This is a genomic window from Pseudonocardia lutea, from assembly GCF_042658055.1.
In the GTDB taxonomy this organism is placed as follows: domain Bacteria; phylum Actinomycetota; class Actinomycetes; order Mycobacteriales; family Pseudonocardiaceae; genus Pseudonocardia; species Pseudonocardia lutea.
The window spans coordinates 69,693-95,902 of the sequence record NZ_JBHSQK010000026.1; the positions used below are offsets into that span (position 1 = coordinate 69,693).

Annotated in this window: 29 protein-coding genes and 1 pseudogene; 25 read left to right on the forward strand and 5 right to left on the reverse strand. The window is 74.1% G+C overall.

Annotated elements, in window-relative coordinates; all coding sequences use genetic code 11:
* Positions 1–131: 131 nt before the first annotated feature.
* The 8 genes from ACFQH9_RS12420 (at position 132) to ACFQH9_RS12455 (ending at position 8,271) form a co-directional block, all read left to right on the forward strand.
* Positions 132–1,868, forward strand: a complete 1,737-nt coding sequence (locus ACFQH9_RS12420; RefSeq protein WP_379566160.1) for an ABC transporter family substrate-binding protein — start codon at positions 132–134, stop codon at positions 1,866–1,868.
* A 156-nt stretch (positions 1,869–2,024) separates the two neighbouring features.
* Positions 2,025–3,005 (forward strand): ABC transporter permease, encoded by a 981-nt coding sequence (locus ACFQH9_RS12425; RefSeq protein WP_379566161.1) that lies wholly within the window; start codon positions 2,025–2,027, stop codon positions 3,003–3,005.
* Positions 2,998–3,921: an ABC transporter permease gene (locus ACFQH9_RS12430; protein ID WP_379566162.1), complete on the forward strand. Its 924-nt coding sequence runs from the start codon at positions 2,998–3,000 to the stop codon at positions 3,919–3,921. The genes ACFQH9_RS12425 and ACFQH9_RS12430 overlap by 8 nt, the downstream gene beginning before the upstream one ends.
* Before the next feature lie 79 nt (positions 3,922–4,000).
* Complete coding sequence (locus ACFQH9_RS12435) at positions 4,001–5,038, forward strand: ABC transporter ATP-binding protein (RefSeq protein WP_379566163.1); 1,038 nt, start codon at positions 4,001–4,003, stop codon at positions 5,036–5,038.
* On the forward strand, positions 5,035–6,066 hold the full coding sequence (locus ACFQH9_RS12440; protein WP_379566164.1) for an ABC transporter ATP-binding protein: 1,032 nt from the start codon (positions 5,035–5,037) through the stop codon (positions 6,064–6,066). Before ACFQH9_RS12435 ends, ACFQH9_RS12440 begins: the two co-directional genes overlap by 4 nt.
* 128 nt (positions 6,067–6,194) lie before the next feature.
* Positions 6,195–7,076 carry an N-acetyl-1-D-myo-inositol-2-amino-2-deoxy-alpha-D-glucopyranoside deacetylase gene (gene mshB / locus ACFQH9_RS12445; RefSeq protein ID WP_379566165.1) on the forward strand — a complete coding sequence of 294 codons (882 nt, stop codon included), beginning with the start codon at positions 6,195–6,197 and terminating at the stop codon, positions 7,074–7,076.
* Positions 7,076–7,483, forward strand: coding sequence for a hypothetical protein (locus ACFQH9_RS12450; RefSeq protein WP_379566166.1), 408 nt, complete (start codon positions 7,076–7,078; stop codon positions 7,481–7,483). The genes mshB and ACFQH9_RS12450 overlap by 1 nt, the downstream gene beginning before the upstream one ends.
* Positions 7,480–8,271 carry a hypothetical protein gene (locus ACFQH9_RS12455; RefSeq protein ID WP_379566167.1) on the forward strand — a complete coding sequence of 264 codons (792 nt, stop codon included), beginning with the start codon at positions 7,480–7,482 and terminating at the stop codon, positions 8,269–8,271. Before ACFQH9_RS12450 ends, ACFQH9_RS12455 begins: the two co-directional genes overlap by 4 nt.
* Here ACFQH9_RS12455 and ACFQH9_RS12460 read toward each other — a convergent pair.
* A complete protein-coding gene (locus tag ACFQH9_RS12460) occupies positions 8,268–9,299 on the reverse strand; it encodes a GNAT family N-acetyltransferase (protein WP_379566168.1) in 1,032 nt (343 codons plus the stop codon). The two genes, ACFQH9_RS12455 and ACFQH9_RS12460, sit on opposite strands and share 4 nt — an antisense overlap.
* Before the next feature lie 101 nt (positions 9,300–9,400).
* Here ACFQH9_RS12460 and fdxA point away from each other — a divergent pair, with 101 nt between their 5' ends.
* Positions 9,401–9,727, forward strand: coding sequence for a ferredoxin (gene fdxA / locus ACFQH9_RS12465; RefSeq protein WP_379566169.1), 327 nt, complete (start codon positions 9,401–9,403; stop codon positions 9,725–9,727).
* Positions 9,724–10,842 (forward strand): succinyldiaminopimelate transaminase, encoded by a 1,119-nt coding sequence (dapC, locus tag ACFQH9_RS12470; protein ID WP_379566170.1) that lies wholly within the window; start codon positions 9,724–9,726, stop codon positions 10,840–10,842. The genes fdxA and dapC overlap by 4 nt, the downstream gene beginning before the upstream one ends.
* A gap of 37 nt (positions 10,843–10,879) precedes the next feature.
* On the opposite strand, the gene ACFQH9_RS12475 is transcribed toward dapC, so the two are convergent.
* Positions 10,880–11,818 carry a CHAD domain-containing protein gene (locus ACFQH9_RS12475; protein WP_379566171.1) on the reverse strand — a complete coding sequence of 313 codons (939 nt, stop codon included), beginning with the start codon at positions 11,816–11,818 and terminating at the stop codon, positions 10,880–10,882.
* A 62-nt stretch (positions 11,819–11,880) separates the two neighbouring features.
* Entirely contained in the window at positions 11,881–12,816 is a 936-nt protein-coding gene (gene dapD / locus ACFQH9_RS12480; protein ID WP_379566173.1) for a 2,3,4,5-tetrahydropyridine-2,6-dicarboxylate N-succinyltransferase, read from the reverse strand.
* A gap of 291 nt (positions 12,817–13,107) precedes the next feature.
* Here dapD and ACFQH9_RS12485 point away from each other — a divergent pair, with 291 nt between their 5' ends.
* The 12 genes and pseudogenes from ACFQH9_RS12485 to ACFQH9_RS12540 all read left to right on the forward strand — a co-directional run bounded on the left by ACFQH9_RS12485 (position 13,108) and on the right by ACFQH9_RS12540 (position 21,232).
* The gene (locus ACFQH9_RS12485; protein WP_379566174.1) at positions 13,108–13,440 is read left to right on the forward strand and encodes an ArsR/SmtB family transcription factor; all 333 of its coding nucleotides are present in this window, start codon (positions 13,108–13,110) and stop codon (positions 13,438–13,440) included.
* 59 nt (positions 13,441–13,499) lie between these two features.
* Positions 13,500–13,878: pseudogene (locus ACFQH9_RS12490) on the forward strand (SRPBCC family protein).
* Positions 13,879–13,883: 5 nt separating this feature from the next.
* Entirely contained in the window at positions 13,884–14,957 is a 1,074-nt protein-coding gene (gene dapE / locus ACFQH9_RS12495) for a succinyl-diaminopimelate desuccinylase (protein WP_379566175.1), read from the forward strand.
* A 37-nt stretch (positions 14,958–14,994) separates the two neighbouring features.
* A complete protein-coding gene (locus tag ACFQH9_RS12500) occupies positions 14,995–15,762 on the forward strand; it encodes an LOG family protein (protein WP_379566176.1) in 768 nt (255 codons plus the stop codon).
* On the forward strand, positions 15,762–16,397 hold the full coding sequence (locus ACFQH9_RS12505) for an LOG family protein (RefSeq protein ID WP_379566177.1): 636 nt from the start codon (positions 15,762–15,764) through the stop codon (positions 16,395–16,397). The genes ACFQH9_RS12500 and ACFQH9_RS12505 overlap by 1 nt, the downstream gene beginning before the upstream one ends.
* Positions 16,398–16,471: 74 nt before the next feature.
* Positions 16,472–17,284 (forward strand): dihydropteroate synthase, encoded by an 813-nt coding sequence (gene folP, locus ACFQH9_RS12510; protein ID WP_379566190.1) that lies wholly within the window; start codon positions 16,472–16,474, stop codon positions 17,282–17,284.
* 244 nt (positions 17,285–17,528) lie between these two features.
* Complete coding sequence (locus ACFQH9_RS12515; protein WP_379566178.1) at positions 17,529–18,482, forward strand: glucosyl-3-phosphoglycerate synthase; 954 nt, start codon at positions 17,529–17,531, stop codon at positions 18,480–18,482.
* 63 nt (positions 18,483–18,545) lie between these two features.
* A complete protein-coding gene (locus ACFQH9_RS12520) occupies positions 18,546–18,902 on the forward strand; it encodes a DivIVA domain-containing protein (protein WP_379566179.1) in 357 nt (118 codons plus the stop codon).
* A complete protein-coding gene (locus ACFQH9_RS12525) occupies positions 18,899–19,381 on the forward strand; it encodes an SRPBCC family protein (protein WP_379566180.1) in 483 nt (160 codons plus the stop codon). Before ACFQH9_RS12520 ends, ACFQH9_RS12525 begins: the two co-directional genes overlap by 4 nt.
* A gap of 10 nt (positions 19,382–19,391) precedes the next feature.
* Positions 19,392–19,991, forward strand: coding sequence for a DNA-3-methyladenine glycosylase I (locus ACFQH9_RS12530; protein ID WP_379566181.1), 600 nt, complete (start codon positions 19,392–19,394; stop codon positions 19,989–19,991).
* Positions 19,992–20,162: 171 nt separating this feature from the next.
* Positions 20,163–20,330, forward strand: coding sequence for a DUF3117 domain-containing protein (locus ACFQH9_RS12535; RefSeq protein ID WP_081923922.1), 168 nt, complete (start codon positions 20,163–20,165; stop codon positions 20,328–20,330).
* A 347-nt stretch (positions 20,331–20,677) separates the two neighbouring features.
* A complete protein-coding gene (locus ACFQH9_RS12540; RefSeq protein WP_379566182.1) occupies positions 20,678–21,232 on the forward strand; it encodes a CGNR zinc finger domain-containing protein in 555 nt (184 codons plus the stop codon).
* 48 nt (positions 21,233–21,280) lie between these two features.
* Here ACFQH9_RS12540 and glgA read toward each other — a convergent pair whose 3' ends face one another.
* On the reverse strand, positions 21,281–22,441 hold the full coding sequence (gene glgA / locus ACFQH9_RS12545; protein WP_379566183.1) for a glycogen synthase: 1,161 nt from the start codon (positions 22,439–22,441) through the stop codon (positions 21,281–21,283).
* Between the two features lie 217 nt (positions 22,442–22,658).
* Between glgA and glgC the strand changes: the two genes are divergently transcribed.
* Complete coding sequence (gene glgC, locus ACFQH9_RS12550) at positions 22,659–23,888, forward strand: glucose-1-phosphate adenylyltransferase (RefSeq protein ID WP_379566191.1); 1,230 nt, start codon at positions 22,659–22,661, stop codon at positions 23,886–23,888.
* 122 nt (positions 23,889–24,010) lie between these two features.
* Here glgC and ACFQH9_RS12555 read toward each other — a convergent pair whose 3' ends face one another.
* Positions 24,011–24,847, reverse strand: coding sequence for an O-methyltransferase (locus ACFQH9_RS12555; protein WP_379566184.1), 837 nt, complete (start codon positions 24,845–24,847; stop codon positions 24,011–24,013).
* Between the two features lie 234 nt (positions 24,848–25,081).
* Here ACFQH9_RS12555 and sigE point away from each other — a divergent pair, with 234 nt between their 5' ends.
* Both sigE and ACFQH9_RS12565 read left to right on the forward strand, forming a co-directional pair.
* Positions 25,082–25,720, forward strand: coding sequence for an RNA polymerase sigma factor SigE (gene sigE, locus ACFQH9_RS12560; protein ID WP_379566185.1), 639 nt, complete (start codon positions 25,082–25,084; stop codon positions 25,718–25,720).
* A 6-nt stretch (positions 25,721–25,726) separates the two neighbouring features.
* Positions 25,727–26,210 (forward strand): zf-HC2 domain-containing protein (locus ACFQH9_RS12565; protein WP_379566186.1); only part of this gene is annotated, 484 nt, incomplete at its 3' end.

Consider the following 26,210-nt stretch of genomic DNA (forward strand, 5'->3'; position numbering starts at 1 on the left):
GTGCTGTGAGGTTCCTAAGTTGCGCAGGGATCGGGCGGCCGCCCGGCACATGGACGGCCACGCGGCAGGGACGAGGTGCTCCGATCCGGTGGCCCGACCGGGCCGGGACAGGCGAGAGATCGAGGAAGTCCATGAGAAGAACGAGGGCGGCCGCGGCCGCAGCGGTCGCCACGGCGGCGACCCTTGTGCTGGCGGCCTGCGGCGGCGGTGGTGGCGCCGGCGGCAGCTCGGGCGGGGTCTACGGCGACTGCAGCACCAACCCGAACACCTGCAACAGCGTCCCCGCGGACCAGCTGCAGCAGGGCGGGACGGTGACCCTGGCCTCCGAGAAGAACATCGACAACTGGAACGTCATCTCGTCCGAGGGCAACGTCGACTGGACCGGCATGGCGATCAAGCCGATGGTCACGTACGCCTTCTACACGTCGCCCGACCTCAAGCCGACCCTGAACACGGACCTGCTGGACTCGGCCGACCTCACGAACCCGACGACCATCGTCTACAAGATCAAGCCGTCCGCGGTCTGGAACGACGGCACGCCCGTCACCGCCGACGACTTCGTCATGAGCTGGAAGTGGCAGAACACCCGGGACTGCCCGGCGTGCGAGACCGCCGGCAACGGCGGCTACGACCAGGTCACCGCCGTCACCGGCTCGGACGACGGGAAGACCGTCACGGTCACGCTGTCGAAGCCGTACACGGACTGGCAGAGCCTCTTCAACTCGGCCGCTCCCCTGTACCCGGCCCACCTCGGCGCGCAGCAGGGTGACCTGAACACCCCCGACGGCCTCGCCGCGGCCTTCGACTGGTTCGGCAAGACGGTGCCGAACTACTCGGCCGGCCCGTTCCAGGTCGAGAACTGGCAGGACAACGTCGCGCTGACGCTGGTCCCGAACGCGCAGTGGTACGGCGCCACCAAGCCGAAGCTCGAGCGGCTGGTGATCCGCGTGATCACCGACGCCACGCAGGAGCCGCTGGCCCTGCAGAACAACGAGGTCCAGGCGCTGTTCCCGCAGCCGCAGGTCGACATCGTCAACCAGCTCAACAACATCCCGAACGTCTCGAACGCGCAGGCGGCGGGGCTGTCGTGGGAGCACTTCGACTTCAACCTGCAGAACCCGTTCCTGGCCGACAAGGCGCTGCGCCAGGCGCTCTACATCGCCGTGAACACGCAGGACGTCATCGCGAAGACGGTCGGGCAGTTCAACCCGGACATCAAGCCGCTGCAGAACAAGATGTTCGTGCCGCAGCAGGAGGGCTACCAGGACAACCTCACCGCCACCGGGCAGGGCTCGGGTGACGTCGAGCGGGCCAAGAAGGTCCTCACCGACGCCGGCTACACCGGCGTGGGCACCGCGCTCGTCGCGCCCAACGGCCAGGCCGTTCCGCCCCTGCGGATGCGCTACACGGTCGGCAACGCGGTCCGGCAGACCGAGTGCGAGCTGTTCCAGCAGTACGCGAAGCAGCTCGGTGTGAACGTCGAGATCTCGACGACGGACAGCCTGGGCACGACCACCAGCACGGGTGACTACGACGTCATCGTGTTCGGCTGGATCATGTCGCCGGCGCCGTTCGGCGGCGCGCAGCAGCTGTGGCTGTCGAACTCCGGGTCGAACTACGGCAAGTACGTCAACCCGACCACGGACCAGCTGATCAACGAGGCCGCGGCGTCGACCGACATCAACGACGCCCGGGCCAAGCTGAACCAGGCCGACAAGATCATGGCCGAGGACGCCTACGTCCTGCCGCTGTACCAGAAGCCGACCCTGGCCGCGGTGCAGAACACGCTGGGCAACGTGCGCAACAACGCGTCGCTCGACGGGATCACCTACAACACCGCGGAGTGGGGCATCCGCTCCGGCTCGTGACGTGAGAACCGGGAGCGGGCCCGGGGAGCCGGCCGACCACGAGTCGGCCGCGCGGCCCGGGCCCGGCCCCGGGGTTACCCTGCTCAGACGGCGGCCCGCCCGGCCACGCTCGGAGCGGACCGTGCTCCCACCACGAGTCGGAAGAAGCACATCCGCATGCTCGCCTTCGCCGTGCGCAGGATCCTGTACTCGATACCGGTCCTGATCGTCTCGTCGTTCGTCATCTTCGCGCTGGGCTCCGCGTCGGCCGACCCCCTCGCGCCGCTGCGGGAGAAGAACCCGCCCGCTCCGCAGAACGTGATCGACGCGGAGTACGTCCGCCTGCACCTCGACCAGCCGCTGCTCCAGCGGTACTTCTCGTGGCTCGGCGGCATCTTCACCGGGAACTTCGGCCCGTCGGTCGTGTCCACGGCGAACATCGGCCACGACCTGGGGGACCGCTTCCTGGTCACCATCCGGCTGATCGCGCTGGCGATGGTGCTCGCGCTGCTCCTGGCGGTGGTGATCGGCGTCCTGACGGCGGTCAAGCAGTACTCGAAGTTCGACTACGCCGCGACGTTCGTCGGCTTCCTGTTCCTCGCCATGCCGGCGTTCTGGTTCGCGATCCTGCTCAAGCAGGCAGGCATCTCGTTCAACGGCGCCGTGGGCACCCAGGCGATCTACACGATCGGCCAGGCGTCCGTGCCCCCGCCGCGGGGCACCGGGGCCTACGTCGTGGACGTCATCGGGCACATGATCCTGCCGACGATCTCGCTGGCGTTGATCTCCTACGCCGCCTGGAGCCGGTTCACCCGGGCCTCGATGCTCGAGGTGATGAACTCGGACTACGTCCGACTGGCCCGGGCCAAGGGGCTGTCCCGGCGGACCGTGATGGTCAAGCACGCGCTGCGCACCGCCCTCATCCCGCTGACCACCGTGACGGCGCTGGACATCGCGTCGATCATCGGCGGCGCCGTCGTGACCGAGACCGTCTTCCAGTGGAAGGGCATGGGCGACTACCTGCTCACCGCCATCCGGACCAACGACGTCTACGCGACGGCCTCCTGGCTGCTGCTCGCGGCGACCGTGGTGATCGCCTTCAACCTGATCGCCGACCTGCTCTACGGCGTCCTGGACCCGAGGATCCGCTATGCCTGACACCCGGACCGAGACCCCGGGGACCCGGCCGGCGCCCGCCGCCCCGGACCGCGAGTTCACGGTCGCCGAGCGCAGCCAGGGGCAGCTGGTCCTCCGGCGGTTCCTGCAGCACCGCGCGGCCGTCGTCAGCCTCGGAGTGCTGGTCGCGCTGATCCTGCTGGCCTACGTCGGCGGCGTGCTCTGGAAGTACGACCCGGGGCAGTACACGCCGGACAACTCCGTCCCGCCCTCCTGGGACCATCCCTTCGGCACCGACTCCGCAGGCCGCGACCAGTTCGCGCAGGTGCTGCGGGGCACCCGGATCTCGCTGCAGGTCTCGGTGTCCGTCGCCATCCTGGCCACGCTGGTCGGCACGCTGTGGGGCTCGGTCGCCGGGTACTTCGGCGGCAAGGTCGACACGATCATGATGCGCATCTCCGACCTGGTGCTCACGCTGCCGCTGATCGCCGTGGCCGCGATGCTCTCGCACAACTTCGGCGGCACCTGGTACCTGATCGCGCTGGTCATCGCGGCGCTGTACTGGGCCTACGTCTCCCGGGTCTCGCGCGGGGTCGTCCTGTCGTTGCGGGAGAAGGAGTTCGTGGAGGCCGCGAAGGCGCTCGGCGCGAGCGACACGCGGATCATCCTGCGCCACCTCGTGCCCAACGCCCTGGGCTCGATCCTGGTGAACCTCACCATCCTGGTGGCGCTGGCGATCCTGCTCGAGACCTCGCTGTCCTATCTGGGCTTCGGCGTGACGCCGCCGGACACCTCGCTCGGCCTGCTGGTCAGCGAGGCGCAGACGGCGCTCACCACCCGGCCGTGGCTGTTCTACTTCCCCGGCCTGTTCATCATCCTCATCGCGCTCACGATCAACTTCATCGGCGACGGCCTGCGTGACGCGTTCGACCCGCAGCAGACGAAGGTGCGCCAGTAGTGGCCGAGGACATCGATCTCTCCCCGAACGGGAGCCGCCGGCGCGGCCGCGCCGGCGACGNGAGGTCTCCGGCCTCGACGTGACCTTCCCCAGCGCCGACGGGCCGGTCCGGGCCGTCCGCGGCGTGGACTACGTGCTGCACCGCGGCGAGGTGCTCGGCATCGTCGGCGAGTCCGGCTCCGGCAAGTCCGTGACCTCGATGGCGGTGATGCGGCTGCTGCCGGCCACCGCGCAGGTCACCGGCTCGGTGCGGTTCGACGGCCGGGACCTGCTCACGCTGTCCGAGGCGGAGATGACGCGGATCCGCGGCTCCCGGATCGCGATGATCTTCCAGGACCCGATGACCTCGCTGAACCCCGTCTACACCGTCGGGGCCCAGATCGCCGAGGCCGTCCGCGCCCACCACGACGTGTCGAAGCAGGCGGCCGCGAACCGGGCCGTCGAGCTGCTCGACAAGGTCCGGATCCCCAACGCGAAGGACCGGGCGAACTCCTACCCGCACGAGCTCTCGGGCGGCATGCGGCAGCGCGTCGTCATCGCGATCGCCATGGCCAACGACCCGGACGTGATCATCGCCGACGAGCCGACCACCGCGCTCGACGTCACCGTCCAGGCGCAGATCCTCGAGGCGCTCGCCGCGGCGCAGGCGGAGACGGGTGCGGCGATGGTGCTCATCACCCACGACCTCGGCGTGATCGCCGGCCAGGCCGACCGGGTGATGGTCATGTACGCGGGCAAGCCCGTCGAGGTCGGCACCGCCGAGGAGGTCTTCTACACCCCGCGCATGCCCTACACGCTCGGCCTGCTCGGCAGCCTGCCTCGGCTCGACCGGCCCAGCGAGCGGCTCACGCCGATCCCGGGGTCGCCACCGTCGGTCGTCAACATGCCGCCCGGCTGCCCGTTCGGGCCGCGCTGCCCCAAACACACCGAGCGGTGCGACGAGAGCGAGCCGGAGCTGCGGGCGACCACCGGCCCCGGGCACCTCGCCGCCTGCCACTACGCCGAGACGCTCGAGGGCCAGGAGGCGACGGACGTGTTCGACAGCCAGGTCGTCGACCACGAGGCGCTCGCGGGGCTGACCGCGCAGACCGGTCCCGACGGGGAGGCCCGGGCATGACCGCCGTGGAGCAGGGCACCCGGACGCTGCTGAGCGTCCGCAACGTCGTCAAGCACTTCCCGATCCGTTCGAAGGGCCTGGTCCGCCGCCAGATCGGCGCGGTGCAGGCCGTCTCGGACGTCTCGTTCGACATCGCCGAGGGGGAGACCCTGGGGCTCGTCGGCGAGTCCGGCTGCGGCAAGTCCACCACCGCGCGGGTGGTGCTCAACCTGCTGCCCGCGACCTCCGGCGAGGTGCTCTACAAGGGCCGGGACCTCACGACGATCGGGCGCGGCGACATGCGCGCGCTGCGCCGCGAGCTGCAGATCGTGTTCCAGGACCCGTACGCCTCGCTGGACCCGCGGCTGCCGGTGAACGAGATCATCGCCGAGCCGCTGCGGATCCACGGGCTCTACCGGGAGGACGGGCGCGAGCAGGTCCGGCGGCTGATGCAGACCGTCGGGCTCAAGCCGGAGCACGGCAACCGGTACGCGCACGAGTTCTCCGGCGGGCAGCGGCAGCGCATCGGCATCGCCCGAGCACTCGCCCTGCGGCCGAAGCTGCTGGTGCTCGACGAGCCGGTCTCCGCGCTGGACGTCTCCATCCAGGCCGGCGTGCTCAACCTGCTCGACGAGCTGCAGGCCGAGCTGGGCCTGTCGTACCTGTTCGTCAGCCACGACCTGTCGGTGGTGCGGCACATCGCGGATCGGATCGCGGTGATGTACCTGGGCTCGATCGTCGAGACGGGCACGGCCGAGGAGCTGTTCTCGGGGCCGGCGCACCCGTACACCCAGGCGCTGATCTCGGCGATCCCGCTGCCGGACCCGCGCAAGGAGCGGGCCCGGGAGCGGATCACGGTCGTCGGCGACCTGCCGAGCCCGGCGAACCCGCCGAGCGGCTGCCGGTTCCGCACCCGCTGCCCGAAGTTCGCGAACGAGCTCACGGACGCCCAGCGGACGACGTGCGTGGAGCAGCCGCCGGCGTTGGTCGAGCGCGGCCAGGGACATCCCGTCGCCTGTCACTACGCCGAACGCCGGGCGCTGCTCTGACCGCCTCATGAGGCGCAGGAGGGATCCATGACGCGCTTCGGGCGGGTGCCGGCGCGCGGTAGGGATCCCTCACGCGCGCTGCGGGGCCGCCGGGACGCGTCGGGGAACCACAATGCGATGCTCTCGGGGTGCTGCCCGCCCGCCGGATCCTGTTCGTCCACGCGCACCCCGACGACGAGACCCTCACCACCGGCGGCGCGATCGCCCGGTACAGCGCCGACCCGGACACGGCCTGCGCGGTCCTGACCTGCTCGCTGGGGGAGGAGGGCGAGGTCATCCCGCCCGAGCTGCGCGAGCTCGCACCGGACCGCGGCGACCAGCTCGGCGGGTACCGCGTGCACGAGCTGGCCGGGGCGCTCGCCGCCCTCGGCGGGCCGGAGCACCGCTTCCTGGGCGGGCTCGGGCGCTGGCGGGACAGCGGCATGGAGCACGGCGAGGGCACCCGCGCCCTCGCGCCCGCCGTGCTGCACCCGCGGGCCCTCGCCGCGCCGGAGGCGTTCGACGAGCAGCTCGCGCAGCTGCTCGCCGTCGTCGACGAGCTGCGGCCCCAGGTCCTCGTCTCCTACGCCGACGACGGCGGCTACGGCCACCCGGATCACGTCCGCGCCCACGCCCTCACCACGGCGGGGGCGAAGGCCCGGCCGGACACCGTCCTGCGGGTCTTCCACGCCGTGCGGTCCCGCTCCGCCCTGGAGGCGGGGCTCGCGGGCATCGCCGACCTGCCCGGCATGCCGTTCCGGTTCCCCGAGCCCGACGAGCTGCCCAGTGCGCCCGACGCCGTCGTCACCACCCGGCTGGACGTGTCCGGCCACCGGGCCGCGCTCGTCGCGGCGATGCGCGCGCACGCCACGCAGATCGCGGTGTGGGAGGGCGGGGCGGCCGCCGACGGGCCGGTGGCGTTCGCGATGAGCAACGACGTCGCCCAGCCGCTGCTCGCGGTCGAGGAGTACACGCTCGCCTCGGGTGCGGGCCCGGCCCCGGCCGACGACCTCTTCGCGGGGCTCGCCTGATGCGCTGGGCGACCCTCGCGGCGGTCCTGGTGGCCGCCGTGCTGCTCACCGCGCTCGAGCTGCTGCTCCAGCCCCTGTACCTCGGCCCGGTGCCGGTCCCGGTGGGCACCGTGCTGGTGCTGCTGACCATGCCGTGGCTGATCCACGCCGCCGCGGACGTGTCCACCGCGACGCCCGTCGCCGCCTCCCCGCTGGTGGCGTGGATCGTGGTCGTCGGCGTGCTCGGGTTCGCCGGCCCGGGGGGCGACGTCGTGCTCCCGACCACCTGGCAGTCGCTCCTGCTGCTGGTCGCGGGCCTCTTGTCCGGGCTGGTGCCGCTGCGCCGGGTCGTCGAGGCCGCCGACCGGCAGCGGGCATCCCGCTCCGCCGAGCGGGGTGACGACCCGCACGGGATGATCCGGTCGTGAGCGACGGACCCATCACCGACACCGCGGTCGTCGGGATCCTGCGGCCCTTCGTCCGGGCCACCCGGCCGATCCTCTCCGCGCTGCGCGAGTCGGATCCGTTCGGCCTGCGCGGCCGCGGCGGCGGCCCCCCGGCCGCCGATTCCGGCGCCGACGCGGGGGACCGGTCGGCGCGGGACAGGCTGCTCGACGCCCTGGCCTCGGCGCACGTCCCCGGCACCGCCGCCTGGGCGCGGATGGACGTGGCCGAGCGGCAGAAGTGGTGGATCTACCGGGTCGGCCGGTTCGCCACCGGCGTCGCCGCGATCCCCGGCCTGGGCGGCGCGCTGGCCCGCACGCTGCCCGTGGGCGCGGCCGTCGGCGCGGCGGCCCAGGGGATCCTGCTGGTCGCGGTGGCCGGCGAGCACGGCGTCACGGACGAGGACCACCTCGTGTCGCTGCTCGCCTGGGTGCTGTTCCGGCGCAGGCCCGACCTGGGTGGCGGCCCGACGGCCGCCGAGGACGCCGCCGCCGACGCCCGGGCGGCGGAGATCGAGGGTGACCTGGCCACGGAGGGTCGCCCCACCGCCGCGCGGATCGGCTCGGCGGTGTGGCGGCTGGGCCGGGCGCTGTACTCGGTCGAGGACGAGCTGGACAAGCGCCCCCACGGCCGCTTCTACCACGAGGCGCTCGGCATGCTGCCGGTCGTCGGCGTGGTGGGGAAGTACCTCGGCGAGTGGTCCGGGCTCAAGCGCGCGGCCCGGGAGGCCCAGCGCTGGCTCACCGGCCGGGGGCTCGCGAAGGCCTCCTAGCCGCCGCCTCCGCCCGGGCCGAGGTAGTGGTAGCGGTGGTGCTCCCTGCAGCCCAGCCGGGCGTAGAAGGCGCGGGCGCCCTGGTTCTGCAGGTTGACCTGCAGCACCGCCCAGCGCGCGCCCTGCTCCCGGCCCCACGCGGCCGCGGCCGCGGTGAGCGCGGTGCCGACCCCCTGCCGTCGGACGTCGGGACGGGTGGCGAGCCGGGACAGGTGCAGGTGGTCCTCGACGACGGCGGCCCGGACCGCCCCGGTCGGCGTCCCGTCCGCGGCCCGGGCCACGGCGAAGCCCGGCCGCGCCGCCGCGGTGAGGACGTGCCGCTCCGCCTCGCTCTCCGGCGCACCGGTGACGGCCCACCAGTCGTCCGTCGGACGGGGCGTGAGCTCGATCGGCGTGCTCGACAGCGCGGCCAGCTCCGTGAGATCCGCCACGAGGACCGCGACCTCCGGGCCGGCCTGGTGTCCGCCGTCGAGCACCCAGCCCTCGCGCCGCGCGGCCTCCGACCAGGGCGAGCCCATCGGCGTCTGCAGCCGCGGGACGAGGCCGTGGGCGGCGGCGAACCGCAGGACCCGGTCGAGCGCCGCGGGGATCGGCAGGCCCGGGTCGCCGACGGCCAGCGCCGAGTTCGCCCGGCCCGTGAACCCGCCGGCCGCGCGGAGCCGCCAGCCGCCGAGCGGCTCCTCGACCACGGCCGGCCACGCGTCGGCGCACAGGTTCTCCAGCCGGGACACCGCGCTCCACGAGGCGCGACGGGCCGGCGCCTGCGGCACCACCCGCACCGCGACGACGGCCGCGCGGTCGACCCGCACCGGGCCCGTGCGGGTGTCGACGACGACCGTGCCCGCGCCGCCGTCGGACAACGGGCCGACGGCGTCCGTGTAGAGCGGGCGGCCCTCCCGCTCGCCGATCCGGTGCCGCAGCGCGACCCGCCGGCCGAGCGCGTTGTCGATCCTGCCCTGGATCGTGTCGTCGGCCGGCGCGGCGGCCGGGCCGTCCGGCGTCGTCCCGGCGCGGTCGTCAGGGGCCATCGAGTGAGGCTTGCCTTCCCGTGTGTGGACCGGTACCCGCGGGTTAACCTGCCACGAAGAATGCCCGCGCCCGACAGCGCCCCGCTTGTGGAGGACCTTCCGTGACGTACGTGATCGCCGAGCCCTGTGTGGACCTCAAGGACAAGGCGTGCATCGAGGAATGTCCCGTGGACTGCATCTACGAGGGCGCCCGCATGCTCTACATCCACCCCGACGAGTGCGTCGACTGCGGCGCCTGCGAGCCGGTCTGCCCGGTCGAGGCGATCTACTACGAGGACGACGTCCCGGACCAGTGGAGCCAGTACACCAAGGCCAACGCGGACTTCTTCGAGGAGCTGGGCTCGCCCGGCGGCGCCTCGAAGGTCGGCCTGACCGAGGCCGACCCGGAGCCCATCAAGAGCATGGCCCCGGTCGAGCACGACGAGTGAGCGAGCGGCAGCGAGCGGACCCTCGGCGGGGCATCGCGCTCCCCGACTTTCCCTGGGACTCCCTCGCCGAGGTCAAGGCGCTCGCCGCCGGCCACCCCGGCGGCCTCGTCGACCTCTCGGTCGGCACCCCGGTCGACCCGGTCCCGGCCGTCGTCAAGGCCGCGCTGACCGGGCCGGCCGCGGACGAGCCCGGCTACCCGACCACCTACGGGCCGGAGTCGCTGCGGGCGGCCGTCGCCGAGTCGCTGACCCGTCGCTTCGGCGTCGCGGGCGCGGACCCGGCGGCGGTACTGCCGACCATCGGCTCGAAGGAGCTGGTCGCCTGGCTGCCGACGCTGCTCGGCCTCGGCACCGGCGACGTCGTCGCGGTGCCCGAGCTGGCCTACCCGACCTACGAGGTGGGCGCGCTGCTCGCGGGCGCCTCCGTGGTCCGGCTGGCCGACGGCGAGGCCCCGCCCGCCGGCACGAAGCTGGTCTGGCTGAACTCGCCGTCCAACCCGACGGGCCGGGTGCTCGACGCGGCCGCCCTCCGCGCCGCCGTGGAGGCCTCCCGGGCCGTCGGGGCGGTCGTGGCGTCGGACGAGTGCTACCTGGGTCTGTCCTTCGGGGCGCCGGTCGCCTCGGTGCTCTCGCCCGAGGTGAGCGCGGGCCGGCACGAGGGCCTGCTGGCCGTGCACTCGATGTCGAAGACGTCGAACCTGGCGGGGTACCGCGCGGCGTTCGTCGCGGGCGACGCGGCCCTGGTGAAGGCGCTCCTGGAGATCCGCAAGCACGCGGGCATGATCGTGCCGTTCCCGGTGCAGGCCGCGCTCGCGGCCGCCGCGGCCGACGACGTGCACGTCGCCGAGCAGGTCAAGGTCTACGACAAGCGGCGCACGCGGCTGCGGGCGGCGCTCGAGCGCGCCGGCTACCGGATCGACCACTCCGAGGCCGGGCTCTACCTGTGGACGACCGAGGACCGCCCCTGCCGGGACACCGTCCGGTCGCTGGCCGAGCGCGGGATCCTCGTCGCGCCCGGCGAGTTCTACGGGCCCGCGGGCGCCCGCCACGTCCGGATCGCGCTCACGGCCACGGACGAGCGGATCGACGAGGCGGTACGGCGGCTCGAGGGCTGAGGTCCCGGGCCGCCGCGTCCCGGCCGCCGCGGTCGCGTCAGATCTCGGCGGCGCGGGCGGCCACGTGCTCCCAGGCCTCCCACCACTCGCCGCGCTTCTCCGTCGCCCGGGCCCGCTCCCGCTCGACGAGCCGGCCCGCCACGAACACGACCCGCGGGTCGGGGCGGTCGCCGAGGCCGTCGAGCAGGTCCCGGATGCGCTCCTCCGCCACGCACGCGTCCTGGTGGTCGCCGAGCACCTCCTGGAGCCCGGCCGTCGCCCTGAGCAGCCGCTTCACCGTCGCGCCGAGCATCGGCTCCACCAGTTCGCCGGTGTAGCGCACCCGCTTTCCGAGGATCCGCAGGTCGTGCAGCGTCTGGTCCGGCGGGTCGTCGCCGGCGCGGCGCACGGCCCGACGCAGCCGCCGCACCTCCGCGCGCACCAGGTCCACCAGCTCCGGCTGCGCCCGGGTGGCCGAGGGCGTCGGCAGCGGCAGCCGGATCGCGTCGGCCAGCCGCTCGAGCAGGGCCCGGTACCGGCCCGACTCCAGCGCGGCCAGCATCGCCGCCCGCGCGACCTCGCGCTCCGCGTCGAGGGCGGCGACGAGCTGCTCGCCCGCGGCGCGCTCGGGCTCGGGCAGCGTCGCGATCTCGCCGCGCAGGCGCAGCAGCAGGACGTCCAGGTCCCGGACGGGCCCGAGGGCCCGGCCGAGCCAGCCCAGCTCCGCCCGCAGCCCGTCCGCCCACGTGCGGTCGAGCAGCGGGCGGGCCGCCTTCAGCGCCGCCCGCATCCGCCGCACGGCGACCCGCATCTGGTGCAGGTCCTCGATGTCGTCGCCCGCCCGGGTGCCCGGGTCGTGCGCGAGCAGGGCACGCAGCCGCAGGTCGAGGGCGGCGCGGACGTGGTGGGCCGCCGAGTCCGACGGCGCCGCCCGCAGCGGGGCCGGCAGGTCGGCGCTGGTGAGCGCGGTGGGCGGGGAGGTGCTGGGTGCGGACACGAGCGCGCACCGTAGCCGACGGAGGTGAACGGGTCGTCCGCCGACTCGGTGCCCGACGGCCGTCAGTTCTTGTGCAGGTCCTCGTTGAGCGTGATGCCCTGGCCGGTCCGCGGGAGGGCCTCCACCGCTCCGGAGACGCTGTTGCGGCGCAGCAGCAGCCCGTTCTGCCCGGAGAGGCCGCGGGCGGGGACGGTGGTGCCGTCCGGCAACGCGATCTTCGTGCCGGCGGTGACGTAGAGACCGGCCTCGACCACGCAGTCGTCGCCCAGGGAGATGCCGATGCCGGCGTTCGCCCCGAGCAGGCAGCGCTCGCCGATCGAGATGACCTCGGTGCCGCCGCCGGACAGCGTGCCCATGATCGAGGCGCCGCCGCCGACGTCCGAGCCGTTGCCGACGACGACCCCGGCCGAGACCCGGCCCTCGATCATCGACGAGCCCAGCGTGCCGGCGTTGAAGTTGACGAAGCCCTCGTGCATCACGGTGGTGCCCTCGGCGAGGTGGGCGCCGAGCCGGACGCGGTCGGCGTCGGCGATCCGGACGCCGGAGGGGAGGACGTAGTCGACCATGCGCGGGAACTTGTCGACGCCGTACACGGTGACCGGGCCGCGCCCGCGGAGCCTGGCCCGGACGAGCTCGAAGCCCGGGACGGCGCACGCGCCGAAGTTGGTCCACACGACGTTCGCGAGCAGCCCGAACTGGCCCTCGAGGCTGACCTCGTGCGGCCTCACGTGGCGCCCGGAGAGCAGGTGCAGGCGCAGGTAGACGTCCGCGGCGTCGACCGGCTTGTCGGCGAGCGAGCCGATCTCGGTGCGCACGACCCTCAGGGTGACCCCGCGGTCGGCGTCCTCCCCGGCCAGCGGCTCCAGGTCGGCCGAGGTGTCGGGGGCGTCCGTGCCCAGCGCGGGGGCCGGGTACCAGACGTCGAGGACGGTCCCGTCGGCCGTGACGGTGGCCAGGCCGGTGCCGGAGGCGGGGTCGGTGCGGAACTCGGTGCTCACGGGCGTCGAATGTAACCGTCGGGGCCCGCGCGACCCTCCTCCGGGTGCCGCCGTCGGGGCGGGCGGGACGCGGGTTCGGCGGTGCTCCGCCGCGGGAGATCGCGGCGGAACCCGCCCGTGATCGCCGATCGTGGACTGGAAGGGTCGGTTTCCGACCGTCCGCGTACGTGACGGGTGATCATCGGGTGGCCGGTTGTCTCGTGACCGCCCCAACCGATGATCACCGCCCCGCGCTCCTGAAGTGTCGGAAAGAGTTGACATGTCGGGAGCCTCCGACGCATCATCGGGGCCGTGCCCGACGACGTCTTCCTCGCACTGGCCAACCCGGTGCGCCGGCGGCTGCTGGAGCTGCTGGCGGACGGGCCACGGACGGCGGGGGACCTGGCCGGGCAGTTCGCGCTCAGCCGGCCGGCCGTCGCCGAGCACCTGGGGGTGCTGCGCCGGGCGGGGCTGGTGCGGGACGTGCCCGAGGGGCGGCAGCGGCACTACCACCTCGAGCCCGAGCCGCTGGCCGAGATCGGCGAGTGGCTGGCGCCCTTCGAGGGCTACTGGCGCGGGCGCCTGCGCGACCTCGCCGACCTGGTCGAGAACGAGATGGACACCGAGGAAAGGGAGGACCCGTGACCGGCAGGCTGATCGCGTCCGTGACCGTGGACCAGTTCGTCGCCGGCCCGCCGGAGAAGGTGTGGCGCGCGCTGACCGAACCCGGGCTGCTCGCGCGGTGGTGGGCGCCGGGGGACGTCGCGGCCGAGGTCGGGCACCGCTTCACCCTGCGGATGCCGGGCTGGGGGGGACGTGGCCTGCGAGGTCCTCGAGGTCCGCGAGCCCGCGCGGTTCGTCTACACCTTCAACGGCACGTGGACCCTGACCTGGACGCTGGTGCCCGAGGGGCGCGGCACGCGGCTGGTCCTGGAGCACTCCGGCTTCGACCTCGACGACCGGCAGGGCCGGTTCGCGTTCGACCGGATGGGCCCGGGCTGGCGGGACGAGGTGCTGCCCCGGCTCGCCGCGCTCGTCGAGGAGACGGCCGGGGTGGGCGCCGGGGAGGGCGTGGAACAGTAGCGGTTGTGAGCGCCCCGCCCGTCACCCTGGACCTGACCGAGGATCCCGCCGCGCTGACCGCCGCGCTGGTCGACGTGGCCAGCGTGTCCGGCGAGGAGCGCGCGCTGGCCGACGCCGTCGAGGCGGCCCTGCGGGCCCAGGCGCCGCACCTCGAGGTCCTCCGGGAGGGGGACGCCGTGCTCGCCCGCACCCACCTCGGCCGCGAGCGCCGGGTCCTGCTGGCCGGGCACCTCGACACCGTGCCGATCGCCGACAACGTGCCGAGCCGCCGCGAGGGCACCCTGCTCTACGGCTGCGGGACCAGCGACATGAAGGCCGGCGACGCGGTGTTCGCGCACCTCGCCGCCACCGTGACCGAGCCGCGGCACGACCTCACCCTCGTGTTCTACGACTGCGAGGAGGTGGAGGCCGTCCGCAACGGCCTCGGCCGGCTGGAGCGCCACCACCCGGACTGGCTGGCCGCCGACCTCGCGATCCTCGGCGAGCCCACGGACGGGGAGGTCGAGGCGGGCTGCCAGGGCACCCTGCGCGTCGAGGTCCGCACGAGCGGGCGGCGGGCCCACTCCGCCCGCGCCTGGTTGGGGGACAACGCGATCCACCACGCCGGCGAGGTCCTGCGCCGGCTCGCCGACCACACCCCGCGCCGGGTGGACATCGACGGCTGCGAGTACCGCGAGGGCCTGCAGGCGGTGCGGATCGCGGGCGGGGTCGCGGGCAACGTGGTGCCCGACGAGTGCGTGGTCACCGTCAACTTCCGGTTCGCGCCGGACCGATCGGTCGAGCAGGCCGAACAGCACGTCCGCGAGGTCCTGGCGGGCTTCGAGGTCGTCCTCACCGACTCGTCGCCCGGCGCGCTGCCGGGCCTCTCCCAGCCCGCGGCGCAGGAGTTCCTCGCCGCCACCGGCGCGCGGGCCCGGGCCAAGTTCGGCTGGACGGATGTCGCCCGCTTCGCCGCCCTCGGGATCCCGGCCGTCAACTACGGCCCCGGCGACCCGAACCTCGCGCACACCCGGGACGAGCACGTCGACGTCGGGACCATCGTCCGCTGCACGGACGTGCTGCGGACCTTCCTGACCTGACCCCGCCCGTTCACGCCCGCTCCGTACGCTGGCGCTCATGAGCGCCAACGGGTCCGGATCCCGTCCGGACGAGAGGCTGCGCGGCCCGGTCGTGCTGCGCCGCGAGCAGAAGATCGAACCGACGACCACCGACCAGCGTCTGCTCGACTCGCGCGGCCCCACCGACTGGGTGCACACCGACCCGTGGCGGGTCATGCGGATCCAGGCGGAGTTCGTCGAGGGCTTCGGCATGCTGGCCGAGCTGCCCCGGGCCGTCACGGTCTTCGGCTCCGCGCGCACCCCGCGCGACCACCACGAGTACGCCGTGGGCCGCGCGCTGGGCACGGCGCTCGCCGAGGCCGGGTACGCCGTCGTCACCGGGGGCGGGCCGGGCGCGATGGAGGCGGTGAACCGGGGCTGCCAGGAGGCCGGCGGGCTGTCGGTCGGGCTCGGCATCGAGCTGCCCTTCGAACAGGGCCTGAACGACTGGGTCGACCTGGGCATCAACTTCCGCTACTTCTTCGTCCGCAAGACGATGTTCGTGAAGTACTCCCAGGCGTTCGTCTGCCTCCCCGGCGGCTTCGGCACGCTCGACGAGCTGTTCGAGGCGCTCACCCTCGTGCAGACGAAGAAGGTCACCAAGTTCCCCGTGGTGCTGCTCGGCCGGGACTACTGGCAGGGCCTCTACGACTGGATCGCCGGGTCGGTGCTGGAGTCGGGGAAGATCGGCGAGAAGGACCTGGCCCTGCTGCACCTCACCGACGACGTCGACGACGCCGTGAAGGTGGTGCACGAGGCCTACCGGGCCTGGGAGGAGGCGCACTGATGGCGGTCGACGGGCGGGCGATCGAGCGCGGCGGGCGCGACCCGCACGCCGTGTGCGTCTACTGCGGCTCGTCGGACGGGGTCCCGCGGCGCTACCTGGACCTGGCCGCCGAGACCGGCTCCGCGATCGCGGCGCGCGGCTGGACGCTCGTGTCCGGCGGCGGCCGCCGTTCCATGATGGGCGCCGTCGCACTCGCCGCACGCGAGGGCGGCGCCCGCACCGTCGGCGTCATCCCGCGGTCGATGGTGGAGCGCGAGTGGGCGGACCACGACTCCGACGAGCTGCTGGTCACCGAGACCATGCGGGAGCGCAAGGCCCTGATGGAGGCGCACGCCGACGCGTTCCTCGCCCTGCCCGGCGGCATCGGCACCTGCGAGGAGCTGTTCGAGGTCTGGTCGGCCGGCGCGCTGGAGCTGCACGCCAAGCCCGTGGTGGTGCTCGATCCGGACGGCCACTGGTCCGGCCTGCTCGACTGGGTCTCCGGGCTGGTCGGGGCCGGGTTCGCGAGCCGGGCGCCGCTGGAGCGGATCGTCGTCGCACGGACGGTCGACGAGGCACTCGACGCGTGCGGCCCCGCCGCCGTCCGTCCGGTGCCCGCCGTCGACGGCGTCCCCGTGTCACGATCGCAGGCGTGAGCACGCCCACCCCGCCGTCCCTCCCCCCGCTGCGCTTCGGCACCCGCACCCCGGCGGGCGACCGGGCGCTGGTGATGGCGATCGTCAACCGCACCCCGGACTCCTTCTACGACCGGGGCGCCACCTTCGCCGACGACGCCGCCCTGGCCCGGGTGGACGCCGCCGTCGCCGAGGGGGCCGACATCGTGGACATCGGCGGGGTCAAGGCGGGCCCCGGCGCGGTCGTCGACGTCGAGGAGGAGGTCCGCCGCGTCGTGCCCTTCGTGGCCGCGGTGCGCGAGCGGCACCCCGCGGTCGTGATCAGCGTCGACACCTGGCGCGGCGAGGTCGGCCGGCTGGCCGTCGCGGAGGGCGCGGACCTGCTCAACGACACGTGGCAGGGCGCCGACCCGACACTGGCGGAGGTGGCGGCGGGGACCGGCGTCGGGATCGTCTGCTCGCACACCGGGGGAGCGGTGCCCCGCCGCCGGCCGCACCGGGTCCGCTACGCCGACGTCGTCGGCGACGTGATCGCCGAGGTCACCCGCCAGGCCGAGCGGCTGGTCGCCCTCGGCGTGCCCCGCGAGGGGATCCTGGTCGACCCGACGCACGACTTCGGCAAGAACACCTGGCACGGCCTCGCCCTGCTGCGGCACTGCGACGCGCTCGTCGCGACCGGCTGGCCGGTGCTGATGGCCCTGTCGAACAAGGACTTCGTCGGCGAGACGCTCGGTGCCGACGTGGACGGTCGGCTGGAGGGCACGCTCGCCGCGACGGCCCTGGCCGCGGCGGCGGGGGCCCGCGTGTTCAGGGTGCACGAAGTGGGAGAAACCCGGCGCGTGCTCGACATGGTGGCGTCGATCCGGGGTACCCGGCCCCCGGCCCGCGCGGTGCGGGCACTCGCGTAGCCACAGGCGCAGGAAGGGACCCGAATCACCCGGAAGAATGGTTTGAGGGTCGACGCCACCCCGTTCCCGGAACCACTCCGATGCTCTTAACGGCTCCGTAACCGTCCGATACCGCCGCAGTAATCGGCGCCCGACCTAATCGGGCCCAGCCGGTGCTCACCCCGCCGCTGCGCCCCACCGCTCCATCGCGTTGCCCGTCCGTTCCCGCGCGTGGACCACGCCCGAGACGCACCCGGAGAGAACCATGATGCCGATCACCGAGGACTGGTTCGCCCGCCGCACCTGGCAGACGCCGGACTGGACGGTCGAGGACCTGATCGCCGCGAAGCGCGGCCGCACGGTCTCCGTCGTGCTCCCCGCGTTGGACGAGGAGGCGACGATCGGTGCCATCGTCGCCGGCATCCGGCCCTTCACCGAGGGCGACCGCCCCCTGGTCGACGACCTGCTGGTCATGGACTCCGGGTCCACCGACGACACCATCGCCATCGCCCGGGCGAACGGCGCGCGGGTGGCCCTGCGCACGGACGTCGTGCCCCACCTCGACCCGGTCCCCGGCAAGGGCGAGGTGCTCTGGCGCTCGCTGGCCGCCACGGACGGCGACGTCATCTGCTTCATCGACTCGGACCTGGTCGACTTCGATCCCGGGTTCGTGCCGTCGCTGCTCGGCCCGCTGCTCCTGGCCGGCGGCGTCCACCTGGTGAAGGGCTTCTACCGGCGCCCGCTGCGGCTGGAGGTGAGCGACGCCGGTGCCCTGGACCACGGCGGCGGCAGGGTGACCGAGCTGGTCGCGCGGCCGCTGCTGTCGGCGCTGCGGCCCGAGCTCGCCGGCATCGTCCAGCCGCTGGGCGGCGAGTACGCGGGCACCCGCGAGCTGCTCGAGTCCGTCCCGTTCGCCACCAGCTACGGGGTGGAGATCGGGCTCCTGCTCGACACCGTCGCCTCCTTGGGGCTCGACGCGATCGCGCAGGTCAACCTGGGCGTGCGCAAGCACCGCAACCGCAACCTGATGGACCTCGGCGTGATGTCGCGGCAGATCACCGCCACGGCCCTGCGCCGCTCCGGGCTGCCGGACACCGGCGCCGCGCTCACCCAGTTCGTGCAGGTCGGCGGGGAGTGGGTGCCCAACAGCCGGGAGCTCGACCCCACCGAGCGCCCGCCCATGCGCACGCTCGTCGCCGCCCCGGACCAGGTCGCCTGACCCGCGGTCCGGGTCGCCGCGGGTCTGCTCGCGCGCCGTCCCCGGCCGTGATGTGATGCCCGGGTGGGGACCGCGCTCATCTACCTGCTCGTCGTCGGTGTGGTGGCGGCGGTGGTGTTCGTGCTCGCGAGCCTGGTGTTCGGCCGCGGCGAGGAGCTGGCCCCCCTGCCCCCCGGCGCCACGCCCACCCGGCTGCCCGCCGAGGCCGTCCGCGGCGACGACGTCCGGGACCTGCGCTTCCCGCAGGCGCTGCGCGGCTACCGGATGGGCGAGGTGGACTGGGTGCTCGACCGGCTGGCCGAGGAGCTCGACCGGGTCGCCGACGAGCGCGACCGGGTGACCGACGAGCGGGACGCCCTCGCGCTGCGGGTGCGCGAGCTGGAGGCCACCGCCCGGCCGCGGACGGAGGGGGAGCGGTGAGGGCGCACCGGGAGCTGGTGGTCGCCGTCGACGTGGCCGCACCGGCCCCCACGCTGTGGGACCTGGTCACCGACTGGGAGCGGCAGCGGGAGTGGATCCTCGCCACCCGGGTGCGGGTGGTGTCGGGCGACGGGCGGTCGCCGGGCTCCGTCGTCGTGGCCGTGACCGGGGTGGGCGACGTGGGCGTCGTCGACACCATGACGGTCACCGCGTTCGAGCCCGCCGCGGAGGGCGGTGGGCGGGTCGACGTCCGGCACACCGGGCTCGTCGTGACCGGGGACAGCTCGTTCGTCGTGACCGCGCAGGGCCCGGACCGCAGCCGGTTCACCTGGACCGAGGGGCTGGAGCTGCCGTTCGGGCGGCTCGGCGCGCTGGGCTGGCCGCTGGTCGGGCCCGTGACCGCGGCGGGATTCCGGTGGTCACTGCGCCGGCTGGCCCGGCTCGCCGAGGGTGTCGGAACTGTCGGAGGGGCCGCGTAACGTCCCGCCCGTGACGATCCCTGCTCCCGACGGGCGCACCCGCTGCGGCTGGGCGACCTCCGCGCCGGACTACGTCGCCTACCACGACGAGGAGTGGGGCTTCCCGCTGCACGGGGAGCGGGCCCTGTTCGAGCGGCTCACCCTCGAGGCGTTCCAGTCCGGACTGTCCTGGCTGGTCATCCTGCGCAAGCGGCCGCACTTCCGGAAGGCGTTCGCCGACTTCGACCCGGCCGCGGTCGCGGCGTTCGGCGACGGCGACGTCGAGCGCCTGCTGGGCGACGCGGGGATCGTGCGCAACCGCGCCAAGATCGAGGCGACGCTGGCCAACGCCCGTGCGGTGCTCGCGCTGGACACCCCGCTCGACGAGCTGCTCTGGTCCTTCGCGCCCGCCGAGCACGTCCGCCCGGCCACCCTGGCCGAGGTCCCGGCCGTCACGCCGGAGTCGCGGGCGATGGCGAAGGAGCTGAAGCGGCACGGGTTCCGGTTCGTCGGACCCACCACGTGCTACGCGCTGATGCAGGCCGCCGGCCTGGTCGACGACCACGTCGCGGACTGTTTCCGGGCGGCCGGACCGGGCGCTCCCGAGAGCCCCGCGTCCACCCCGGACTAGCCCTGCGCGGTCCGCGACAGGGCGGTTGCGCTGGGTGAACGCCACCCGATTGATCGCCTCGGTTGCGTGTCGAGATCGGCGATGGGGAAGAATGAGGGCCACCATCCCGCCTGTGCGCGCTCCCCAGCGCATCGGCGCCCTGCACGAGACGACAGACGGAGGGAGCAGGACATGGCGGCGATGAAGCCCCGGACCGGCGACGGACCCCTGGAAGTGACCAAGGAGGGCCGGGGCATCGTGATGAGGGTGCCGCTCGAGGGCGGCGGCCGCCTCGTCGTGGAGATGACGCCCGAGGAGGCCGAGAACCTCGGCGAGGCCCTGCGGGGCGCGACGGGCTGAGTTCCGCCCGCCCGCACCGGGTCGCCCGGCGGCGGTCCGGGTCCGCTCAGGCCCGGACCGCGTGCAGGTCGCGTGCGCGCACCCCCGAGGCGCCCACGCCTGCGCCCGGCTCGCCGGTGAACACGCGCTCCGGCTCGGCCGGGATCGTCAGCATCTCGATCGACACCGCTCCGCACGCGCACCGCCTGTAGCGCACCCACCCCTCCGAGGTGTGGTGCGTCGACAGTGTCGTGGCGGCGCGGGCGGTCTGTCCGCACTGCTCACAGCGCATGAGGGCCCCCTCGATTCGGTAATATGCATCGGACGTTGACGGCTTACGTGTCGAGGGTAGCAGGTGTAATAGGCCAGTGGACTTCATCGGTTACCGCAGTGACGCGCTCGGCGCGGCCGTGGCGCTCGTGAACACCGTGACCGCGCCGGCGCGCGGCACCGCGGAGGAGGACCCCGCGCCGGACCAGCTGCGTCGCGTGCTGGTGGAGCACGGGTACATCGCCGGACGGGCGCCCGCGTCCATCGAGCCGGCGCTGCGGGGCTGGGCGGGGCGGCTGCGCACGGTCTTCGACGCGGAGGACCTCGACACCGCAGCCGGCGCGGTCAACACGCTGCTCTCGGACGTCCGGATCGGTCCGCACCTGACCCGCCACGACGGGCAGGGCTGGCACCTCCACTACTCGCCGCCGGACGCGGCGGTGCTCGACCGCGTGCGCTCCACCACGGCCTTCGCGCTCGCGATGCTGCTGTCCGAGTACGGACTCGACCGGCACGGCCGCTGCGCCGCGGACGGGTGCGAGCGGGTCTTCGCGGACACCTCGCGCAACGCCGCCCGCCGGTACTGCTCCCCGGCCTGCGCCAACCGGTCCGCGGTCGCCGCGCACCGGGCCCGCCAGCGCTCGGCCCGCTGAGGCCCCCGCAGCCCGGGACTCGCGCTGCGGGAACTCGCGACTCGCGGGTTACAGCGCCCGGTAGATCGCGACGGTCCGCTCGGCGGCGGTGGACCAGGCGAACTCCCGCACCGCCCGCTCACGCCCGGCGCTCCCCATCGCCGCGGCGCGCTCCGGGTCCCGGACCAGCTCGTTGATCGCGGCGGCCAGGCCGGAGCGGAAGGCGGGGACCGCGTTCTCGTCGTAGTGCACGAGCAGCCCGGTGTCGCCGTCCGCCACGACCTCGGGGATGCCGCCGACGTCCGAGGCCACGACCGCCGTGCCGCACGCCATCGCCTCGAGGTTGACGATCCCCAGCGGCTCGTAGACCGACGGGCACACGAAGACCGTCGCCGCGGACAGCAGCTGCCGGACCTCGGCGGTCCCCAGCATCCGCCGCACCCAGATCACGCCCGGCCGGGCCGAGGCGAGCTCGCCGACCGCCTTCTCGGTCTCCTCGGCGATCTCGGGAGTGTCCGGCGCGCCGGCGCAGAGCACGATCTGCGCCTCCTCGGCGACCTCGTGCGCGGCGGCGATCAGGTGCGCGAGGCCCTTCTGCCGGGTGATCCGCCCGACGAACACCACGCTCGGCCGGTCCGGGTCCACCCCGTTCGCGACGAGGGCCTCCCGCGCGGGGTCCGGCCGGTAGAACTCCGTGTCGATCCCGTTGTGCACCACGTGCACCCGGGCGGGGTCGAGCGCGGGGTAGCACTCCAGGACGTCCCTGCGCATGCCCTCGCTGACCGCGATGACGGCGTCGGCGGCCTCGTAGGCGGTCCTCTCGACCCAGGAGGACAGGGCGTACCCGCCGCCGAGCTGCTCGGCCTTCCACGGCCGCCGCGGCTCCAGCGAGTGCGCGGTGACCACGTGCGGGATGCCGTACAGGAGCTTGGACAGGTGCCCGGCCATGTTGGCGTACCAGGTGTGCGAGTGCGCGATGTCCGCGCCCTCGACGCCCGCCACCATCGTCAGGTCGGTGCCCAGCGTCTGCAGCGCGGCGTTCGCCCCGGCCAGCCCACCGGGCGTCGGATAGGCCCGCACGCCCTCGCGCGGCGGCCCGTCCGGAGCGCCGAAGCAGTGGACGTCGACGTCGACGAGCGCGCGCAACGCCGGCACCAGATGCGCGACGTGCACCCCCGCCCCGCCGTAGACGTCCGGGGGGTACTCGCGGGTGAGCAGACCGATCCGCACGCGGCCACACGCTATCGGTAGATCCGCACTCGCACACCACGGAGGGAGTCCACGAGGAGTCCACTCCGTATGGCCGGGTACACCCCTGGCGCACTAGGGTTCAGGTTCGAGACGCCCCGGCCCCGACAGGGCGGCCGGCAGGATCGTCGACGGCGGTCCCGGTACGGGGCCGCGGTGCGACGAGGGACGGGGGACAGCGGTGACGACCTCCTCGCGGATGCTGGCTCCGGGCGGCATGCCCGCCAACGTCCTGGGCATCGTCCTGGCGGGGGGTGAGGGCAAGCGGCTCTGGCCGCTCACGGCGGACCGGGCGAAGCCCGCGGTGCCGTTCGGCGGCAACTACCGGCTGATCGACTTCGTCCTGTCGAACCTGGTCAACGCCGGGATCCACCAGATCTGCGTGCTCACCCAGTACAAGTCGCACTCGTTGGACCGGCACATCTCCACCACCTGGCGGCTGTCCAGCGTGCTGGGCCAGTACATCACCACGGTCCCGGCGCAGCAGCGGCTCGGCCGGCGCTGGTACACCGGCAGCGCCGACGCGATCTTCCAGAGCCTCAACCTGGTCTACGACGAGCACCCGGACTACATCGCGGTCTTCGGCGCCGACCACGTGTACCGCATGGACCCGGGTCAGATGATCGCCCAGCACATCGCCACCGGCGCGGGCGTCACCGTCGCGGGCATCCGGGTGCCGCGGGTCGAGGCCAAGGCCTTCGGCTGCATCGACTCTGACGAGAGCGGCAAGATCGTCGGCTTCCTGGAGAAGCCGTCCGACCCGCCGCACGTGCCGGACGACCCCGAGGTCACCTTCGCCTCGATGGGCAACTACGTCTTCACCACGAACGCCCTGATCGACGCCCTGCGCGCCGACGCCGAGGACGGCGACTCCGACCACGACATGGGCGGCGACATCATCCCGCGCATGGTCAAGGACGGGGACGCGCACGTCTACGACTTCGCCGACAACGTGGTCCCCGGTGCCACGGACCGGGACGCGGGCTACTGGCGGGACGTCGGGACGATCGACGCCTACTACGACTCGCACACCGACCTGGTGAGCATCCACCCGGTCTTCAACCTCTACAACATGCGCTGGCCGATCCGCACGGCCACGCCGCCGCTGCCCCCGGCGAAGTTCGTGGAGGGCGGCATCGCGCAGGACTCCATCGTGGGCGCAGGGTCCATCGTCTCCGGTGCGATCGTGCGCCGGTCCACGATCAGCCCCGGGGTGAACGTGCAGACCGGCGCGGAGGTCTCCGACTCGGTGATCATGCCGGGCGCACGCATCGGCCGGGGAGCGGTGGTGCGCCGGGCGATCCTGGACAAGAACGTCGTGGTGCCCGACGGCGCGCTGATCGGCGTCGACCTCGCCCTGGACCGGGCGCGGTACACCGTCAGCCCCGGCGGCGTCGTCGTGCTGGGGAAGGGCGTCACCGCCCTGTAGGGCGCCGCCCGGCCCCGGTCGCCCCGGCCCCGCCCGTCCGGCCCCGCCCGTCCGGCGCCGGCCGGCTCGGTGCCGGAAGCCCGGTGCCGGACGCCCGGTGCCGGACGCCCGGTGCCGGACGTTCAGCGCCGGGTCGCCACCAGCAGGCCGTCGCCGAGCGGGAGCAGCGCCGGCACGAGCCGCTCGTCCGCGCGCACCAGCCGCGCCGCCTCGCGCAGGCCCGCCGCGGCACGGTGGGCGGGGTCCGCGTCCGTGACCGGGTCGCCGGCCCCACCGCTCCCGTCGGTCGCGGGGCCGGCCGTCGCGCCGTCGTCCGGGATCTCGTCGGTGGCCGCACCGTCCGTGGCGCTCGGCTCCGTGGCACCCGGCTCCGCGCTCGCGGCCGGCGTGGGCCCGTCGCCCGGGAGGTCGTCGGTCGCGGTTCCCGCGGCACCGTCCGGGCTCCCGCCGGCGAGCACCCCGTCGAGCACGAGGACGCCGCCCGGTCGGAGCAGCCGGATCGCCTCGGCGAGGTAGCCCGGGTAGTCGGCCGCGCCGGACGCGATCCGGGTCCCGCCGCCGCTGCGCGCGACGTCGACCAGCACCAGGTCGTAGCCGCCGTCCGTGAGCCGGGGGAGGACCTCCAGCGCCATCCCGTTGATCAGGCGCAGCCGGCCGGGCCCGTGCCCGGCGGCGAGGAAGGAGCGGCGGGCCGCCCGCTGCAGTTCCGGGTCGACGTCGATCGAGGTCAGCGTGCCCTCGGCGGCCATCCCGCGGAGCAGCCAGAGCCCGGAGACCCCGCACCCGGTGCCGATCTCGACGACGGCGCGGGCCGCGGTGGTCGCGGCGAGCAGGGCGAGGGCCGCGCCGGTGCCCGCGCTGACCGGGTCGGCCCCGGCGGCCTCGCCACGGGCGCGCGCGTCCGCGAGCACCTCGTCCTCGGCCAGGTAGCCGTCCACATCGGCCGCAGTGGCGGTCATGGGCGTTGAACATACTGGGCGAACGGCCCGCCCTCGCGGGGAAGCGCAGGTGATCACCCGCGTGGAGGTTCACAGGTTCTTCTCAGACGGTTATCACGCTCCTGTCACGGGCATCCGGCACCGTGGTCGTCGTGGGACCGGGGTCGTCGGTCCCGCGCCGGGGCCGGGAACCATCCCCGCCGGCCCGCCGTTGACCGAACGGCACGACCCGCCGCAGGAGGTGCGCTCCCCATCATGACCGACCGACCGGCCACCGTGGGTTTCGACGCCGAGCCGTCGCTCGGGTCGTCGGCGCCCGGCGAGGGGGCCGACTGGACCCCTCCGAGCTGGGACGAGGTCGTCCGGGAGCACGCGGACCGGGTCTACCGGCTCGCCTACCGGCTCACGGGCAACCCGCACGACGCCGAGGACCTCACGCAGGAGACCTTCATCCGGGTCTTCCGCTCCCTCGCGAACTACCGGCCCGGCACGTTCGAGGGCTGGCTGCACCGCATCACCACGAACCTGTTCCTCGACATGGTCCGCCGCCGCGCCCGGCTGCGCATGGAGGGCCTGCCCGAGGACACCGACCGGCTGCCCGGCGGCGGTCCGGAGCCGGAGGACGTGTTCTCCGCCACGCACCTGGACCCCACGCTGCAGGCCGCGCTCGACGAGCTGGCGCCGGAGTTCCGCGCCGCGGTCGTGCTGTGCGACGTGGAGGGTCTCTCGTACGAGGAGATCGGTGCCACCCTCGGGGTGAAGCTGGGTACCGTGAGGAGCAGGATCCACCGCGGCCGGGCGGCGCTGCGTCAGGCGATCGAGCGCCGGCGCGCGCTGGAGGCCGCGCCCGGGAACACGGAGGGTCGCGAGCTGGTGGCGGCCGGGGGAAGGTAGGGGTTCATGGCCGACGCGCGTCGGAGGTTCGGACGGAGCGCCCCGCACTGGGGTGTCGACCATCTCTCGCAGGACGCGGTGGTGGCCTTCGTCGACGACGAGCTCTCCGCCGCCGCGCACGAGCGGGCCGCCGCCCACGTCGCCTCCTGCGCGGAGTGCGCCGCCGAGGTGGTCGCCCAGCGCCAGGTGCGCTCGGCCCTGCGCGCGGCCGACGAGCCGCACGTGCCCGCCTCCCTGCTGTCCGTGCTGCGGGCCATCCCGCAGGAGGCCGAGCTGCCGCCCCCGCCGGCGGGGCTCGCCATGACCGCCGACGGCCAGATGGTCTCCGTGCTGCGGCCGGAGCGGATGCCCGACGGGCAGGCCCCGTCCGGCGCCGCCTCGACCGCGCCGGCCACACCGGCACGGTCGGTCCGCCGCACCCCTGATCTCACCGGTCGCCCCGCCGGCCCCGCCGGGCTCGGCGGCGCGCACCTGCCGGCGCAGTCGCGCG

Coding starts and splice junctions, on each gene's coding strand:
- ACFQH9_RS12420 (WP_379566160.1), top strand. CDS start 132: ATGAGAAGAACGAGGGCGGCCGCGGCCGCAGCGGTCGCCACGGCGGCG.
- ACFQH9_RS12425 (WP_379566161.1), top strand. CDS start 2,025: ATGCTCGCCTTCGCCGTGCGCAGGATCCTGTACTCGATACCGGTCCTG.
- ACFQH9_RS12430 (WP_379566162.1), top strand. CDS start 2,998: ATGCCTGACACCCGGACCGAGACCCCGGGGACCCGGCCGGCGCCCGCC.
- ACFQH9_RS12440 (WP_379566164.1), top strand. CDS start 5,035: ATGACCGCCGTGGAGCAGGGCACCCGGACGCTGCTGAGCGTCCGCAAC.
- ACFQH9_RS12450 (WP_379566166.1), top strand. CDS start 7,076: ATGCGCTGGGCGACCCTCGCGGCGGTCCTGGTGGCCGCCGTGCTGCTC.
- ACFQH9_RS12460 (WP_379566168.1), bottom strand. CDS start 9,299: ATGGCCCCTGACGACCGCGCCGGGACGACGCCGGACGGCCCGGCCGCC.
- ACFQH9_RS12500 (WP_379566176.1), top strand. CDS start 14,995: ATGAGCGCCAACGGGTCCGGATCCCGTCCGGACGAGAGGCTGCGCGGC.
- ACFQH9_RS12505 (WP_379566177.1), top strand. CDS start 15,762: ATGGCGGTCGACGGGCGGGCGATCGAGCGCGGCGGGCGCGACCCGCAC.
- folP (WP_379566190.1), top strand. CDS start 16,472: ATGGCGATCGTCAACCGCACCCCGGACTCCTTCTACGACCGGGGCGCC.
- ACFQH9_RS12515 (WP_379566178.1), top strand. CDS start 17,529: ATGATGCCGATCACCGAGGACTGGTTCGCCCGCCGCACCTGGCAGACG.
- ACFQH9_RS12535 (WP_081923922.1), top strand. CDS start 20,163: ATGGCGGCGATGAAGCCCCGGACCGGCGACGGACCCCTGGAAGTGACC.
- glgC (WP_379566191.1), top strand. CDS start 22,659: ATGCTGGCTCCGGGCGGCATGCCCGCCAACGTCCTGGGCATCGTCCTG.
- ACFQH9_RS12555 (WP_379566184.1), bottom strand. CDS start 24,847: ATGACCGCCACTGCGGCCGATGTGGACGGCTACCTGGCCGAGGACGAG.
- sigE (WP_379566185.1), top strand. CDS start 25,082: ATGACCGACCGACCGGCCACCGTGGGTTTCGACGCCGAGCCGTCGCTC.